Below are 17,714 nucleotides of genomic sequence, written 5' to 3'. Positions count from 1 at the left end.
CGGTGGACACAGCCGTGGGACTGGCGCTGCACGAGCGTTTTCTGCGCGGAGTCGACCTCGCACCACGGGGCGATGCGGTGCGGGTCGCAGCCGAGTCGATCACCTATGAGCAGGCGCACGAACGGGCGCTGGTCTGGGCGGGGGCGCTGCTGCGGGCGGTGCGCAAGCCGCCCGGCACGGTCGCGGTGCTGGCCGCGAAGGGCATCGACGCGTATGTCGGCATCCTCGCCGGGCTGTACGCGGGCGCCACGGTGGTGCCGCTGCAACCGGGCTTCCCCCCGGCGCGCACCCGGCGCATGATGCGCTCCGCGCAGGTGTCCGCGGTGATCGCGGACACCGCGGGCTGGACGCGGCTGCCCGAGCTGATGGCGCCAGGACCCGACGGCGAGCTGCCGCTCGACCTCGGCGACCCGGACGCGCCGCTGCCCGTCCTCGCGCCCGGCTGCCCGCACGGCACCCATCCGGGCGTCGAGCGGATCGTGCCCGCGACGGCGGGCGCGCTCGTCGCGCCGCGCCCGGTGCGGGCGGCGGACACCGCCTATGTGCTGTTCACCTCGGGCTCCACGGGGCGGCCCAAGGGGGTGCCGATCAGCCACGGCAGCGCGGCGCACTACTTCGCGCTCCAGGACGAGCGCTACGGCTTCACCCCGGACGACGTCTTCTCGCAGACGTTCGACCTCAACTTCGACTGCGCGATGTTCGACCTGTTCTGCGCCTGGGGCGCCGGGGCCACCGCGCTGTGGGCGCCGCCCGGCGCGTACCGGGAGCTGCCCGCGTTCGCGGCGGAGCACCGGATGACGGTGTGGTTCTCCACGCCGAGCGCGATCCCGCTGGTGCGCCGCCTCGGCGGGCTCGCCCCCGGCGCGCTGCCGGGGCTGCGCTGGAGCTTCTTCGCCGGTGAGGCGCTGACCTGCAAGGACGCCGCCGACTGGCAGGCGGCGGCGCCCGCTTCCGTACTGGAGAACCTGTACGGGCCCACCGAGCTGACGATCACCGTCGCCGCGCACCGCTGGCGTCCCGGGCACTCCCCCGGGATCGCGGTGAACGGTGTGGTGCCGATCGGCCGCGTCAACGACGGCCATGAGCACCTGCTGCTCGGCGCTGACGGCGGGCCCGCCGCGGACGAGGGCGAACTGTGTGTGACGGGGCCGCAGATGACGCGCGGCTACCTGGATTCCGCGGACGACCGCGGCCGCTTCCTTGAGCACGGCGAGCGCACCTGGTACCGCACCGGGGACCGGGTGCGCAGGATCGGCGACGGCGGCGAACTCGCCTACCTGGGGCGGCTGGACTCCCAGGTGCAGATCGCGGGCTGGCGCGTGGAGCTGCCCGAGATCGATCACGCGCTGCGCGGCTGCGCGGGCGTCACCGAGGCCGTCACGGTCGACGTGGCGGGGCCCGCGGGCACCGAACTCGTCGTGTTCTACACGGGCTCCGAGGTGCCCGCCGCCACCTTCGCGCGGCTGCTGCGCGAGGTGCTGCCGATGGGCATGACGCCACGGCACTACTGGCGCCTCGCGGAGTTCCCGCTGAACTCCAACCGCAAGACCGACCGCGGCGCGCTGCGGGCGCGCGCCGCCGAACGTCTCGGCGCCGCCCGCACGAAGAGCACCGCACGCGACACCGGCACGCCGACGAACGACAGCACGCCGACGATCTGACAGGAGACGAGCGTTGGACAGCACCTCCGGCGCGGCGCACGGGGACCCCGTGCCCGGCCACAGTCAAGGCAGCCTGGTCCACCACCTGCTGGACGAGGCCGTGGCGACCACGCCCTCCGCGGCGGCGGTCAGCGACGCCGCCGGGCGGTGGAGCTACGCCCGCCTCGACGAGTACAGCCGCGCCTTCGCCGACTGGCTGGCGGACCGGGGCCTCGGCCCAGGGGACCGCCTGGTCGTGCAGTTGCCCACCAACCGGGAGCTGACCGCCCTCTTCTACGGTGCGTCCAGGCGCGGTGTCGTCTTCGTGCCGCTCAACCCCAACATGAAGGCGTTCCACCTGCGTTCGGTGCTGGAGAACGCGGAGCCGGCGCTCGTCGTCTGCGCCGAGGGCCGCCAGGACGTCTTCGCGGAGATCACCGACGCCCCCGTGCACCCGTTCGGCGGGGTGTGGAGCGAGGTGGAGAAGACCGCGGCAAGGGGGGCGCGCCCGGGCGCCGCGGTGGACGTCCCGGCCGATGTGCCCGCCGTCCTCGTGTACACCTCGGGCAGCACCGCCGCGCCGAAGGCGGTCGTCTGCCCGCACGCGCAGATCACGTTCGCCACCCGCGCCATGGTCCAGGTGCTCGGCTACCGGCCCGACGACGTGGTGTTCTGCCGCTTCCCGATGTCCTGGGACTACGGCCTGTACAAGGTGCTGATGTGCGCGGTCGGCCGCAGCGAGATCAGGCTCGCCGACGGCGAGTCGGACCTGCGGCTGCTCGACACCCTCCGAGGCAGCGGGGCGACGGTGGTGCCCATCGTGCCGTCCCTCGCCACCATGATCGCGACGCTGACGCGGCGCTTCGAGGGACCGGCGCCGCGGGTGCGGATGTTCACCAACACCGGTGCCGCACTGCCCCAGTCGACCATCGACACGCTGCGGGAGGCGTTCCCCGGGGTGCGGGTGGTGCGGCAGTTCGGGCAGACCGAGTGCAAGCGGGTGTCCATCATGCCGCCCGCCGAGGACCGCGAGCGCCCCGACTCGGTGGGCCTGCCGCTGCCCGGCACCCGGGTGCTCATCCTCGGCGAGGACGGGCGTGAGGTGCCCGCCGGGGAGCCGGGCGAGATCGTCGCCGTGGGACCGCATGTGATGCCGGGCTACTGGCGCAACCCCGAGGTGAGCGCCCGCAACTTCCGCCGCCACGGGCCCACCGGCGAACTGCGGCTGCACACCGGCGACTACGGCCGCCTCGACGAGGACGGCTACCTGTACTTCCAGGGCCGCCGCGACGACATGTTCAAACGCAAGGGCATCCGGATGAGCACCATCGAGATCGAGTCCGCGGCCATGGACATCCCGGGGGTGCGCCAGGCCGCGGTGCTGCCGCCGACGGACCGGCACGACCTGGCGCTGTTCGTGGAGTCGGAGCTGGCGCCCGCCGCGGTCCTGCGGGAGCTGGCGGCGCGGCTCGAACCGCAGAAGGTCCCCGCGGTCTGCCGGGTGCTCGGCGAGTTCCCCCTGACCCTGCACGGCAAGAGCGAGAAGAAGCAGCTCGCCGAGCTGCTCGACGGGAGCGAGAAGTGACCCGGTACACCGAACTGGCCGAGCGGTACGGCACCCCGCTGTACGTCTACGACCTGGACCGGGTCGCGGCGGCGCGGCGGGACCTGCTGGAGGCGCTGCCCGAGCCGTTCAGCCTCTTCAGCGCCGTCAAGGCCAATCCGCACCCCGAGGTGCTGCGGGTGCTCGCCGGGGGCGACGGGCGCGTGTGCCGCGCCGAGATCAGCTCGCTCGGGGAGCTGGCGGCGGCGCTCGAAGCCGGTTTCGACGCGGCCGGGATGCTGTACACCGGCCCGGGCAAGACCGGCGGGGAGCTGCGGGACGCCCTCGCCGCAGGGGTGCGGACGTTCTCCGTGGAGTCGGCCTCGGACCTGGAGCACGTGGGCGCCGCCGCCGTCGCGCAGGGCGCCCGGGCGCAGTGCCTGCTGCGGATCAACAGCGCCTCGGCGAGCGCCACCACCAGTATCAGGATGACCGGCAGGCCCTCGCAGTTCGGTATCGACGCGGAGACCCTGGGCGAGGTGCTGCCGCGGCTGCGCGAGGTCCCCGGCACCAGCATCGCGGGGGCGCACTTCTTCCCGCTGAGCAACGCCTCGGACGAGGACAGCCTGGTCGGGGAGTTCCGCAACACCCTTGCCGTGGCCGCCGAGTTGGAGCGCGAGCACGGGCTTCCGCTGCGGTTCGTCGACATCGGCGGCGGGTTCGCGGCGCCGTACGCCGTGCCGGGCGAGCGACCCGTGTACGAGAAGCTGCGCGGGCGCCTTGAGGACGCGCTCGACGCGACGTTCCCGCGGTGGCGGCTCGGCGAGGTCCACTTCGCCTGCGAGTCGGGGCGCTATCTGGTGGGCGACAGCGGGGTGTTGCTGACCCGGGTCGTCAACATCAAGGAGAGCAGGGGCCGTACGTTCGTCATTCTGGACGCGGGCATCAACACCTTCGGGGGCATGTCGGGCCTCGGCAGGCTGCTGCCGGTGGCGGTGCGGCCGGAGGGCCCCGAGCAGGCCGCGCAGATCGCCGACGGCACCGGCCTCAGTGCCAGCCTGGTGGGGCCGCTGTGCACCCCGGGTGACGTGCTCGGGCGGCAGGTGGACCTGCCGGACCTGCGGGTCGGCGACGTCCTCACCATCCCCAACGCGGGCGCGTACGGGCCCACCGCGAGCCTGCTGATGTTCCTTGGCCGCCCCGCGCCCGCCGAGGTGCTGGTGCGCGGCGGCGAGGTGGTCTCCGCGACCCGGATCGAGCACCGCAGGTCCGAGGTGGCCCCGCTCGACGGCGGGGCGCCGCGCGGTGGAGGGCCGGCATGACCCTTCCCGCGCGGGGGCTGACGGAGCCGGCGCAGGCCGGGGGCGCGAGCCCGGTGGGCACGGGGGACGGCGCCCCGCGGCATCGCCGCCGGGAGACGGTCCTGGTGAGCGGCCTGGCGTCCGACTCGCACACCTGGAACCTGGTGTTCCTGCAACTGCTGATCGAGGAGCACGGCTACGACGTGGTCAACCTCGGCCCGTGCGTGCCCGACGAGCTGCTGATCCGGGAGTGCCTGGAGCGGGCGCCCGCGATGCTGGTGCTCAGCAGCGTCAACGGGCACGGCCACCAGGACGGGCTGCGCCTCATCGGGAAGCTGCGCAGCGAGAGCGGCCTTCGGACACTGCCCGCGGTGATCGGCGGGAAGCTCGGCATCACGGGCGGCGAGGACGGCGGGCACGCGGCCGAGCTGGTCGCCGCGGGCTTCGACAGCGTCTTCGAGGACGGCGCGCGGGAGATCGCCGCCTTCCGGCGTTTCATCGGCGGCATACCCCGGAGAGAGCTGTCGTGAGTGACCGTTTCGCCACGGTGCCGCAGGGCGGCCCCGCGCCCCCCGCCGACCCCCGGGTGGGCGACTTCGGCGCGTTTGTGCGCCGGGCGCGCCGCGCGGGGCGGCTCGTGGTGCAGCCCCGTATGGGCTTCGGCGACGTCGGCGCGATGCGCGAGGGGCTGCTCGCCACCCGCGGCGCCGACGCCACCACCGTGGGCACGCTGACCCTGGACAGCTTCACCAGGGTGGGGGACCTGGCCGCGGTGGAGACCGCGCTGCGCGACGGTATCGGCATCAACGGCTTCCCCATTGTCAGCTACGACACGGACACCACCCGCTCGGTGCTGCGCGGTGTCCTCGCGGACGACTTCCCCGTCCAGGTGCGGCACGGCTCGGCGGCGCCGTTCGACATCTTCGTCGCCCTGATGCGTGCCGGGCTCAGCGCCACCGAGGGCGGCCCGGTCTCGTACTGCCTGCCGTACGGCCGTACGCCCCTCGACGAGTCCCTGCGCAACTGGGAGCGGAGCACCGCCCTGCTCGCCGGGCTGCGCGAGTGGGGCGCGCGGCCGCATCTGGAGACGTTCGGCGGCTGCATGCTCGGCCAGCTCTGCCCGCCGAGCATGCTGGTCGCGGTCAGCGTCCTCGAAGCGCTGTTCTTCCACCGCCTCGGCATCGACGACGTGTCCGTCAGCTACGCGCAGCAGACCAGCGGCGCGCAGGACCGCGAGGCGGTGTTCGCGCTGCGCAGGCTCTGCGCCGAGCTGCTGCCCGACGCCGACTGGCATGTGGTGGTCTACGCCTACATGGGGGTCTACCCGACCACGCCCGAGGGCTGTCTGCGGCTGCTCGGGCAGGCCGCCGAGCTTGCGGTTGGCACCGGCTGCGAGCGGCTGATCGTGAAGACGGTCGCCGAGTCCCGCCGTATCCCCACGATCGCGGAGAACGTCGCCGCGCTCGAACACGCCGGCCGGGTGGCCCGCGCCGCGGACGCCCCCGCGCCCGCCGCGTCCGCCGCGTCCGAGCGGGAGGCGGCCGGGGACTCGCAGACGTACGCGGAGGCCAGAGCGCTCGTCGACGCGGTGTTCGACAGCCATCCCGACCTGGGCCGGGCGCTGCTGCTCGCGTTCAAGCGCGGCCATCTGGACATCCCGTACTGCCTGCACCCGGACAACGCGGGCCGCTGCCGCAGCTACATCGACGACGACGGCTGGCTGCGCTGGGCCGACACCGGCTCGCTGCCCATCAAGGGCCTGGTGGACGGCCGCGGCGCCCGCCCCGTCACCTCGTCCGACCTGCTCGAAGCCCTCTCCTACGTCCAGCGCAGCTACGACCGGCCGTTCCTGCACGGGGAGCGCCCGCCGCCCTGACCCGCCCTGGGTCCGCCCGGTCCCGTCCGACCGTTCCTGCCGTGTTCCTCGCCCCGGAATTCTTTTTGGAGTGCACCGAATGACCGAGTCCGAGAACGTTCTTTCCGAGTCCGGTGGCGAGCCGAGGAACGAGCCCGAGACGCCACGGTCCGCCCTGGTCGAGCGGCTGACCGGGCTGACCCCGGCCGAGCAGGAGCGCGTGGTCCTGGAGATCGTGCACGAGCAGACGGTCGCCGCGCTGCGCCGGGCTCGCCCCGACACCGGGGACACGGTGGACACCGCGCGCCCCTTCCTCGAACTGGGCTTCGACTCGCTGTCGTCGGTGGACCTGCACGCCCGTCTTGTCGCGGCCACCGGTGTCGGGCTGCCGCTCACCGTCGCGTACGACCACCCGACCCCGGTCGAGCTGAGCCGCTATGTGCGCGGCAGGGCCCTGGGGATCGCGCCCGAGCCCGTCGCGGTGGCGCTGCCCGAGCCTGCCGCGGAGGACGACGAGCCGATCGCGATCGTCGGCATCGGCTGCCACTACCCGGGCGGTGTCGACTCCCCCGAGGACTTCTGGGAGTTGATGGCCGAGGGCCGTGAAGTCCTCGGCGACTTCCCCACCGACCGCGGCTGGGACGTCCCCGGGATGTTCGACCCCGACCCGGACCGGCCGGGCAAGTCGTATGTCGACAAGGGCGGTTTCCTCGCGGGCGCCACCGAGTTCGACGCGGACTTCTTCAAGATCAGCCCGCGTGAGGCGCTGGCGATGGACCCACAGCAGCGGCTGGTCCTGGAGACCTCGTGGGAGGCGCTTGAGCGCGCGGGCATCAACCCGGCGTCGCTGCGCGGCAGCCGCACCGGGGTGTTCTTCGGCGCCGAGGTGCACGAGTACGGCACCCGGGTCCACCAGGCGCCGGTCGGCCTCGACGGCTATCTGATGACCGGCAACGCTCCGAGTGTGGCGTCGGGACGGGTCTCGTACACGCTCGGTCTCGAAGGCCCGGCCGTGACGGTGGACACCGCCTGCTCGGGCTCCATCGTGTCGCTGCATCTGGCGGCGCAGGCGCTGCGCGCCGGGGAGTGCACGCTCGCCCTGGTCGGCGGGGTGGCGGTGATGGGCAGCCCGGGCATGTTCACGGCCTTCAGCAGACAGCGGGGTCTTGCGCCCGACGGCCGCTGCAAGGCGTTCTCCGAGGCGGCGGACGGCACCGGCTTCGCGGAGGGCGCCGGTGTCTTCGTCATGGAGCGGCTCTCCGACGCGCGGCGCGCCGGGCGCCGGGTGCTCGCGGTGGTACGCGGCTCCGCCGTCAACCAGGACGGCGCGAGCAACGGCCTGACCGCGCCCAACGGGCCCTCCCAGCAGCGGCTGATCCTCCAGGCGCTCGCCAACGCCGGTCTCCGCCCCGCCGACGTCGACGCCGTCGACGCGCACGGCACCGGCACCAAGCTCGGCGACCCGATCGAGGCGCAGGCCATCCTCGCCACCTACGGGCAGGAGCGCCCCGGTGACCGGCCGCTGTGGCTCGGCTCCGCCAAGTCCAACCTGGGGCACACCCAGGCGGCGGGCGGCGCGGCCAGCCTGATCAAGATGGTGCTCGCGATGCGGCACGGTGTGCTGCCGAAGACCCTGCATGTGGACGCGCCGTCCCCGCATGTCGACTGGTCGGCGGGCCGGGTGGAGCTGCTGACCGAGGCCAGGCCCTGGGACACCCCGGACGGCAGGCCGCGGCGCGCCGGTGTCTCCGCGTTCGGCATCAGCGGCACCAACGCGCACGTCATCATCGAGGAGCCGCCCACCTCGGAAGAGATCGGGGAGGCCGGGGAGCGCCCCGGCGCCGACGCCCCGGCGCTGCCGCTGGTGCTCAGCGCCCGCACCGGGGAGGCCCTTGCGGCGCAGGCGCGCGGCGTGCTCGGGCTGCTGGAGTCCGACAGCGCCCCGGACCCCGGGGACGTGGCGGTGGCACTCGCCACCAGCAGGGCCGAACTCGACCACCGCGCGGTGGTACCCGCGGCGGACCGTGCACACCTGCTCGCGGGCCTGCGCGCCCTCGCCGACGGCGGCGAAGACGCCACGGGGACGGTACGGGACCGGGTGGCCGGGGGCCGTCTCGCGTTCCTGTTCACGGGGCAGGGCGCCCAACGCATCGGCATGGGCCGTGAACTCGCCGCCGCCTTCCCGGTGTTCGCCGACGCCCTCGACGAGGCGTGCGGACACCTCGACATCCAGCTCGAACTGCCCCTGATGGACGTACTGTTCGCGGCGGAGGGCTCGGACGGGGCCGCCCTGCTGGACCATACCGAGTACGCACAACCGGCCCTTTTCGCCGTCGAGTTCGCCCTGTTCCGGCTCGTGGAGTCGTGGGGCGTACGGCCCGACGTGGTGGCGGGGCACTCGATCGGCGAGATCGCCGCCGCGTGTGTGGCCGGGGTGTTCTCGCTGGCCGACGCGGCGGCCCTCGTAGCCGCCCGAGGCCGTCTGATGCAGGCGCTGCCTTCCGGCGGCGCCATGATCGCCCTCCAGGCCACAGAAGAGGACGTACGCGCGCTTCTCGACGGTGTCTCGGATGCCGCGATAGCCGCCGTCAACGGGCCACGCTCCGTGGTCGTTTCAGGAGCGGAAGCCTCCGTGACCGCCGTGATGGAGGCGGTGAAGGCCGAGGGCGGCAAGACCTCCCGTCTCAAGGTCTCGCACGCCTTCCACTCCCCGCTCATGGACCCGATGCTCGACGAGTTCCGGCAGATCGCCGAGGTGCTGGACTACGCGGAGCCGCAGATCCCGGTCGTCTCGAATGTGACGGGGCGCGCCGTGGCGCCCGGCGAGATCACCTCGCCCGAGTACTGGGTCACCCATGTCCGCGAGGCGGTCCGCTTCGCCAACGGGATACGCACCCTCGCCGACGACGGTGTCACCACCTTCCTGGAGATCGGCCCCGACGCCGTCCTCACCGCCATGGCAGCAGACAGCCTGCCCGACGACACCACCAGGACCCTCGCCCTGCTACGCCGCGGCAGGCCCGAACGGACCGAGGCACTGACCGCACTCGCCCGACTGTGGACGCAGGGCCGTGACGTCGAGTGGGCGGCACTGCACACCGGCCGCCCCGCACGGCACGTCGACCTGCCCACCTACCCCTTCCAACGACAGCGCTTCTGGCTTGAGAGCGTCCCCGAGGGCGGGGACGTCGCCGCCCTGGGGCAGGCGGCCGCGGACCATCCGCTGCTGGGCGCGCTCGTCACCGCCCCCGGCACCGACACCACCGTGCTCACCGGCCGGGTCGGCGCGCGGAGCCACCCGTGGCTCGGCGATCACGCGATCATGGGGACGCCGCTGCTGCCGGGCACCGCGTTCGTGGAGCTGGCCCTGCACGCGGGGCACCACACCGGCGCGCCCCACCTGGAGGAGCTGACCCTGCACGCGCCGCTGGCGCTGCGGTCCGACGCGTTCACCGACCTGCGGGTGCAGACCTCCGCGTCCGACCGCTCGGTCACCGTCCACTCCCGGCCGCACGGCGCCGCCGACGACACCCCATGGACCCTGCACGCCACCGGCACCCTCACGGACCAACCCCCCTCTTCCGGCGCCGACTTCGCCCCGTCGGCCTGGCCGCCGCCGGGCGCGGAGCCGCTGCCGCTCGACGACGTGTACGGCCGGCTGGCCGCCGAGGGCTACGACTACGGGCCCGTGTTCCAGGGCCTCAAGGCCGCCTGGCGGCAGGGCGGCGAGGTGTTCGCTGAGGTGGCGCTGCCCGCGGGGGCGCATGACGACGCGGCCCTGTTCGGGCTGCATCCGGCGCTCCTCGACGCGGCGCTGCACGCCACCGACCTCGGCGCGGACAGCGACCCCGACGCGCCGACCGTGCTGCCCTTCTCCTGGGGCGGGGTACGCCTCCACGCCACCGGCGCGACCGCGCTGCGGGTGCGCGTCACCCGGACCGCCCATGCGGGGCTGCGGCTGCTGCTCAGCGACCCCGCGGGCCAACCCGTCGCCGAGGTCGGCGAGTTGGCGATGCGCCCGGTGTCGGCCGAGCAGATCGCGGCGGCCCGCGACGGGGCCGACACCCATCTGTACGCGGTGACCTGGGACGAGCTGCCCGCCGCCGGGGACCGGGGCGCGCCCGCCGCCGGTACCTGGGCGGCGCTCGGCGCCGAGGCCGACCGGTGGGAGTGGACAGGCGCCACCGCGCACCCCGGTCTCGCCGCGCTCGCCGGGGCGCCCGGCCCCGTACCGGACGTCGTGGTGCTGCCCTGCCCCCGGGGCGCGGACGGCGACGATGTGCCGGGCCTGGTGCGCACGGCCACCGGGGGTGTGCTGGAAGCGCTCCAGGCGTGGCTGGCCGACGAGCGGTTCGCGTCGTCGAGGCTGGTGGTGGCGACCAGGGGCGCGGTCGGTCCGAGGGACGGTCTCGAAGAGCCCGTGGATCTGGCGGGCGCCGCGGTGTGGGGCCTCGTACGCTCCGCGCAGGCCGAGCACCCCGACCGCTTCACGCTGCTGGACTGGGACGGCGTAGAGTCCGAGCCTGCCGCCCTCGCGGCGGCACTCGCGGGCGGCGAGCCCGAACTCGTCCTGCGGGCGGGCGCGTTCCGGGTGTCCCGGCTCGCCCGGGTCACCCCGGGGGCCGACGCCTCCCCTGTCACCGGTTTCGAGGCGTGGGACCCGGAAGACACCCTGCTGATCACCGGTGGCACCGGCGGCCTCGCCACCCTCGCCGCCGCACACCTCGTCACCCACCACGGCGTACGGAGCCTCGCCCTCGCCGGACGCAGGGGCGCGGAGGCCCCCGACGCCGCCGAACTCACCGCACACCTCACCGACCTCGGCGCCCGCGTCACCCTCCACACCTGCGACGTCGGCGACCCGAACCAGGTGAGCGCGCTGGTCGGGGCGCTCCCCCGCCTCAGGGGCGTGCTCCACACCGCGGGCACCGTCGAGGACGCCATCCTCACCAACCAGACCCCGGCACACCTGGACACCGTGCTCGCCCCCAAGGCGGACGCCGCCTGGCATCTGCACCGGGCCACGGCACACCTGGGGCTGACCCACTTCGTCCTCTGCTCCAGCGCCGCCGGCACCCTCGACGGCGCCGGACAGGCCAACTACGCCGCCGCCAACGCCTTCCTCGACGCCCTCGCCCTGCACCGCGCGGAGAGCGGCCTGCCCGCCCACTCCCTCGCCTGGGGCCTGTGGAACACCGGCCGTGGCATGGCCGCCGACCTCACCAAGAGCGACCTCGACCGTCTCGACGGCGGGCCGCTGCTCCATCTGACGACCGCGCAGAACCTGGCCCAGCTCGACGCCGCCCTCACCACCCGGCACCCGGCGCTCCTGCCCGTCAGGATCAACCCCGGGCACCCCGCCCGGCCGCTCACCGCGAACCTCGGCCCCGCCACCCGGGCCAGGCCCACCGCGCACACCGCGGCGCAGGAGGCCACGGGCCCCGAGATCGCAGGACGGCTCGGCGGTCTCGACGCCGACGAGCGCGAGCGCGCGATGCTCGAACTGGTCCGTACGCATGTCGCCGGGGTGCTGCACCACGACAGCCCGGCGGCGGTCGACCCCAGGCGGGCGTTCTCCGAGATCGGCTTCGACTCGCTGTCGGCGGTGGAGCTGCGCAACCGGCTGAACAAGGCGACGGAGCTGCGGCTGCCCGCGACCCTCGTCTTCGACTATCCGACGCCGCAGGCGCTCGCCGACCACCTCGGCGAACAGCTCTTCGGCGCCACCGCACCCGCCGCACCCGCGGCCCCCGCGGCGCCGTCCGACACCGCCGCCGAGGAGCCCGTGGCGATCGTCGGCATGAGCTGCCGCTACCCGGGCGGCGTCACCACCCCGGAAGAACTCTGGGAGTTGCTGGCCGAGGGCCGCGACGGGGTCTCGACGTTCCCCGCCGACCGCGGCTGGAACGTCGAGGAGATCTTCGACCCCGAGCCCGGCAAGCCGGGGAAGACGTACTCGATCGAGGGCGGCTTCCTGCACGACGCGGCCGACTTCGACGCCGAGTTCTTCGGCATCTCCCCCCGCGAGGCCCTGGCCACCGACCCCCAGCAGCGGCTGCTCCTCGAAGCGTCCTGGGAGGCCCTGGAGCGCGCCGGGCTCGACCCCGAGGCGCTGCGCGGCAGCCGTACCGGCGTGTTCACCGGGATCATGTACCACGACTACGCCTCACGCCTGGGCGACTCGGCCCTCCCCGAGGGCGTCGACGCCTACCTCGGCAACGGCAGCCTCGGCAGCGTGGCCTCGGGCCGTGTCTCGTACACCCTCGGTCTCGAAGGCCCCGCGGTGACGGTGGACACGGCGTGCTCGTCGTCACTGGTGGCGCTGCACTGGGCGATCCAGGCGCTGCGCGCCGGGGAGTGCTCGCTCGCCCTCGCGGGCGGTGCGACGGTGATGTCGACGCCGGACACCTTCATCGACTTCAGCAGGCAGCGCGGCCTGGCGAGCGACGGGCGCATCCGCTCGTTCGCCGAGGCCGCGGACGGCACCGGCTGGGGCGAGGGCGTCGGCGTCCTCGTCGTCGAACGCCTCTCCGACGCGCGCCGCAACGGTCACCAAGTGCTCGCGCTGGTACGCGGCTCCGCCGTCAACCAGGACGGCGCCAGCAACGGCCTCACCGCCCCCAACGGCCCCTCCCAGCAACGCGTCATCAAACAAGCCCTGGACAGCGCCCAGTTGACCCCCGCCGACATCGACGCCGTGGAAGCCCACGGCACCGGCACCACCCTCGGCGACCCCATCGAGGCCCAGGCCCTCATCGCCACCTACGGACAGAACCGCCCCGACAACCAGCCCCTCCGGCTCGGCTCCATCAAGTCCAACCTCGGCCACACCCAGGCCGCCGCCGGGGTCGCGGGCATCATCAAGATGGTCATGGCCATGCGCCACGGTGTGCTGCCCAAGACCCTCCACGTGGACGAGCCGTCGCGGAAGGTGGACTGGTCGGCGGGGCGGGTGGAGCTGCTGACCGAGGCGCGTGCCTGGGAGAGCGGGCGGCCGCGCAGGGCGGGGGTGTCCTCGTTCGGCATCAGCGGCACCAACGCCCACGTCATCCTCGAACAGGCCCCCGACCTGCCGGAGGCGACGGAGCCCGAGCAGAAGCGCCCTTCGACCGCGCCCCTGCCGCCGCTGGTGCTGAGCGCCCGCGGCACCGCCGCGCTGAAGGCGCAGGCCCAGAACCTGGTGGAACTCCTGGACGGCGACGGCGCCCCCGACCCTGCGGACGTGGCGGTGGCGCTCACGACAAGGCGTGCCCAGCTCGAACGCCGCGCGGCGGTCGTCGCCGCGGACCGTGCCGAGGCGCTGGCGGGCCTGCGGGCCGTGGCGTCCGGCGAGGCAGCGGTCGAAGACACCGTGACCGAGGGCCGGTTGGCGTTCCTGTTCACGGGGCAGGGCGCCCAGCGCGTCGGCATGGGGCGCGAACTCGCCGACACCTTCCCGGTGTTCGCCGACGCCCTGGACGAGGTGTGCACGCACCTCGACCCGCTGCTCGAACGCCCGCTGCGGGAGGTCATGTTCGCGGCGGAGGGCTCGGACGAGGCTGGCCTTCTCGACCAGACCGCGTACGCGCAGCCCGCCCTGTTCGCCGTCGAGGTCGCCCTGTTCCGGCTCGTGGAGTCGTGGGGCCTGCGGCCCGACGTGGTCGCCGGGCACTCGATCGGCGAGATCGCCGCCGCGTGTGTCGCCAGGGTGTTCTCGCTGGCCGACGCCACAGCCCTCGTAGCCGCGCGCGGTCGCCTGATGCAGGCGCTGCCCTCCGGCGGCGCCATGATCGCCCTCCAGGCCACAGAAGAGGACGTACGCGCCCTCCTCGACGGCGTCACCGACGCCACGATCGCCGCCGTCAACGGGCCCCGCTCCGTAGTGGTTTCAGGGGCGGAAGCCTCAGTGAACGCCGTGGCGGAGGCGGTGAAGGCCGACGGCGGCAAGACCAGCCGCCTGAAGGTCTCCCACGCCTTCCACTCCCCCCTCATGAACCCCATGCTGGAGGAGTTCGAAGCGGTCGCCTCCACGCTCACCTACCACGACGCCCTGGTGCCGGTCGTCTCCAACCTCACGGGTGGCCCCGCGGCGCCTGGCGATCTGGCCTCACCCGGGTACTGGGTCAGGCACGTACGCGAAGCCGTCCGCTTCGCCGACGGGGTGCGGGCGCTGGCCGACGACGGTGTGACCACCTTCCTGGAGATCGGACCCGACGCGGTCCTCACCGCGATGGCCGCCGACGCGCTGCCCGACGACAACGGCGCCCGGTTCGTGCCGCTGCTGCGGCGCGGCAGGGCCGAGCGGCCCGAGGCGCTGACCGCGCTCGCCCGGCTCTGGGCGCACGGGCACACGGTCGACTGGAGCGCTCTGCACGCCGGTCGCCCGGCCGGGCCCGTGGACCTGCCCACGTACCCCTTCCAGCACCAGCACTACTGGATCGACGCGGTGGCGGGGCGGGCCGACGTGGCCTCCGCGGGTCTCGCGGCGGCGGAGCACCCGCTGCTGGGCGCCGCGGTCACCCTGCCGGAGTCGAGCGGTGTGGTGCTGACGGGGCGGATCGGGCTGCGTACCCACGCCTGGCTCGCCGACCATGTCGTCATGGGCACGGCCCTCCTGCCCGGGGCCGCGCTCGTCGAACTCGCCCTGCGGGCGGGCGACCAGGTGGGCTGTGGGCTGCTTGAGGAGCTGACGCTCGAAGCGCCGCTCGCGCTGGCGGAGTCCGGGGCGCGCGACCTGAGGGTGTCCGTGGGCGAGCCCGACGGCGCGGGGCGGCGCACGGTGGGCGTGTACTCGCGGGTGCCGGACGCGGCGCCCGACGCCTGGGCCAGGCACGCGAGCGGCTTCCTCGCCTCCGGCGCCGGGGCGGCGCCCGGCGGGGCCGATCTCGGGGTGTGGCCGCCGCGCGGCGCCACCCCCGTGGACGTGGGCGGGCTCTACGAGACGCTGGCCGCCGACGGCCTCCGGTACGGCCCGGTGTTCCGCGGCCTGCGCGCCGCCTGGCGCCGCGGCGGCGAGGTGTTCGCCGAGGTGGTCCTGCCGGAGGAGGCACACGGCACCGCGGGCGCCTTCGGCCTCCACCCGGCGCTCCTCGATGCCGCGCTGCACGCGGGCGAACTGCTCGGCGGGGACAGGGAGCCGGGGCGCGGTGCGACCCTGCCGTTCGCGTGGAGCGATGTGTCGCTGCACGCCTCGGGGGCGACCGCGCTGCGGGTCAGGCTCTCGGCGGTCGGCGGGAACGCGGACACGGTGTCGCTCGACCTCGCCGACCTGGCGGGCGCCCCGGTGGCGACGGTGCGCTCGATGGCGGCGCGCCCGGTGTCCGCGGAGCAGATCGCGGCGGCCGGGGACGGTGCGCTGCCGCTGTACGAGGTGGAGTGGGTGCCGGTCGCGGCCGACGGGCCCGAGGCGGCCCCGGACAACTGGGTGGTGCTCGGCCCCGAGGCGGAGAAGTGGTCCTGGACGGGCACGACGGCGTGCCGGGACCTGGACGCGCTCGGCGACGCGGTGCCGCCCGTGGTGCTGCTGCCGTGCCCGGCGTTCGACCCCGACCCCGCGGACCCGGAGGCCAGGACCACCCTGCCGGTACGGCTGCGCGAGGTGCTCGGCGGTGTGCTCGGCACGCTCCAGCAGTGGCTGGCGCGGGACAGGTTCGCGTCGTCCCGGCTGGTCGTGGTGGCCCAAGGCGCGAACGGCCCCGGGGGCCTCGTGGAGTCCGCGGTCGGCGGCCTGGTGCGCGCGGCCCAGCAGGAGAACCCTGGCAGCTTCGTACTGGCGGGCTGGGACGGCGCCGAGGCGTCGCTGCGCCGCTTCCCGGCCGCCGTCGCCAGCGGCGAGCCGTGGGTGTCCGTCACGACGGACGGGGTGTACGCGGCCCGGCTCGCGGAGGTGGCGCGGCCCGAGGCGCCCCAGAGCGGTTTCGAGGGGTGGGGTCCTGAGGACACCCTCCTCATCACCGGAGGCAGCGGCGCACTCGCCGCCCTCGCCGCCGAACACCTCACCACCCACCACGGCATACGACACATCGCCCTCGCCAGCCGCCAAGGCCCACACGCACCCAACGCCACCCAACTCACCGAACACCTCACCAACCTCGGCGCCCACATCACCCACCACACCTGCGACCTCACCAACCCCGACCACATCACCACCCTCATCCACAACCTCCCCCACCTCAAAGGCATCATCCACACCGCAGGCACCCTCAACGACGCCACCCTCCCCAACCAGACCCCCACCCACCTCCACACCACACTCGCCCCCAAAGCCGACGCAGCCTGGCACCTCCACCACGCCACCACCCACCTCAACCTCACCCACTTCATCCTCTACTCCAGCGCCGCCGCCACCCTCGACGCCGCAGGACAAGCCAACTACGCCGCCGCCAACGCCTTCCTCGACGCCCTCGCCCACCACCGCACCCAACACCACCTCCCCGCCCACTCCCTCGCCTGGGGACTCTGGAACACCGGGCAGGGCATGGCGGCCACCCTCACGAGGAGCGACCTGGACCGCCTGGCCAACGGCCCCCTGCTGCCGCTGACCACCGCCCAGAACCTCGCCCTCCTCGACACCGCGCTGGGCGCCGGGCGGCCCGCGGTGCTGCCCGTCAGGATCAACCCCCGGCGCCCCACACCGCCGTTGACCGACAACCTCGGCCTCGCGGCGGCCCACGGCGCCGCCCGGCCCGCCGCGCACCCGGCGGCGCAGGCCGCCCCCGTGGACCCCGCGACGCTCGAACAGCGGCTCGCGCCGCTGGCCGAGGACGAGCGGCTGCACCTGCTCGAAGACATGATCTGTGTCGAGGTGGCGGCGGTGCTCGGGCACGCCGACGCCTCCACGCTCGACCCGGCGCGGGCGTTCCAGGACTCCGGGTTCGACTCGCTCACCGCGGTGGAACTGCGCAACAGGCTGAAGAAGACGACGGGGCAACGGCTGTCCGCCACCCTGGTCTTCGACTATCCGACGCCCGAGGCACTGGCGAAGTACCTGCTTGAGGAGTTGCTGCCGGCCGTCGAGGAGATCGCGACGAGCGCCGGGCCCACGACGGCGAACACGGCGGCGGACCCGGCGGCGGAGCAGGACGCGGACGAGGAGGCGCTGCGGCGGATCATCGCCTCGGTGCCGCTGGCCCGGGTCAGGGAGGCGGGGCTGCTCGAAGCGCTGCTCGCGCTGGCCCCCGCCGATGGCGCGGACGGTGCGGACGGGGCCGCCGGGTCCGGCGGCGGGGAGGACCAGAGCGGCGCCATCCTGGCGATGGACATCGACGATCTCGTGCGCGAGGCATTCGAGCGCAGCGACTCGGAACAGCCCGAGTGACCGCGGCGGGGCCCCGGTTCGGGGCCCCGTCCCGTCGTAAGCGACTCAAGTCATACGAGCGAGCAGGAATGCGAGTGAC

At 74.2% G+C, this 17,714-nt stretch carries 6 protein-coding genes; all 6 read left to right on the top strand.

Annotation, left to right across the window (positions count from 1 at the left end):
- Nucleotides 1-2 precede the first annotated feature (2 nt).
- The gene (locus ACIBIW_RS31070; protein WP_399340894.1) at nt 3-1,661 is read left to right on the top strand and encodes an AMP-binding protein; all 1,659 of its coding nucleotides are present in this window, start codon (nt 3-5) and stop codon (nt 1,659-1,661) included.
- A 13-nt stretch (nt 1,662-1,674) separates the two neighbouring features.
- Complete coding sequence (locus tag ACIBIW_RS31065) at nt 1,675-3,225, top strand: AMP-binding protein (protein WP_399340892.1); 1,551 nt, start codon at nt 1,675-1,677, stop codon at nt 3,223-3,225.
- Entirely contained in the window at nt 3,222-4,505 is a 1,284-nt protein-coding gene (locus ACIBIW_RS31060; RefSeq protein ID WP_399340890.1) for a type III PLP-dependent enzyme, read from the top strand. The genes ACIBIW_RS31065 and ACIBIW_RS31060 overlap by 4 nt, the downstream gene beginning before the upstream one ends.
- The gene (locus ACIBIW_RS31055; RefSeq protein ID WP_399340888.1) at nt 4,502-5,014 is read left to right on the top strand and encodes a cobalamin B12-binding domain-containing protein; all 513 of its coding nucleotides are present in this window, start codon (nt 4,502-4,504) and stop codon (nt 5,012-5,014) included. Before ACIBIW_RS31060 ends, ACIBIW_RS31055 begins: the two co-directional genes overlap by 4 nt.
- Nucleotides 5,015-5,031: 17 nt before the next feature.
- Nucleotides 5,032-6,360, top strand: coding sequence for a methylaspartate mutase (locus ACIBIW_RS31050; protein ID WP_399341069.1), 1,329 nt, complete (start codon nt 5,032-5,034; stop codon nt 6,358-6,360).
- A gap of 79 nt (nt 6,361-6,439) precedes the next feature.
- On the top strand, nt 6,440-17,635 hold the full coding sequence (locus ACIBIW_RS31045) for a type I polyketide synthase (protein WP_399340885.1): 11,196 nt from the start codon (nt 6,440-6,442) through the stop codon (nt 17,633-17,635).
- The last annotated feature ends 79 nt before the right edge of the window (nt 17,636-17,714 follow it).

Origin of the sequence: Streptomyces sp. NPDC050560, assembly GCF_044457285.1 — a bacterium.
GTDB lineage: Bacteria > Actinomycetota > Actinomycetes > Streptomycetales > Streptomycetaceae > Streptomyces.
The sequence above is the reverse complement of the archived record's forward strand: the minus strand, read 5'-3'. Positions and strand labels throughout refer to the sequence as shown.

Bases quoted from the DNA above. Each gene is read 5' to 3' on its own strand.
- ACIBIW_RS31055 (WP_399340888.1), top strand. From the start codon at position 4,502: ATGACCCTTCCCGCGCGGGGGCTGACGGAGCCGGCGCAGGCCGGGGGC.
- ACIBIW_RS31045 (WP_399340885.1), top strand. From the start codon at position 6,440: ATGACCGAGTCCGAGAACGTTCTTTCCGAGTCCGGTGGCGAGCCGAGG.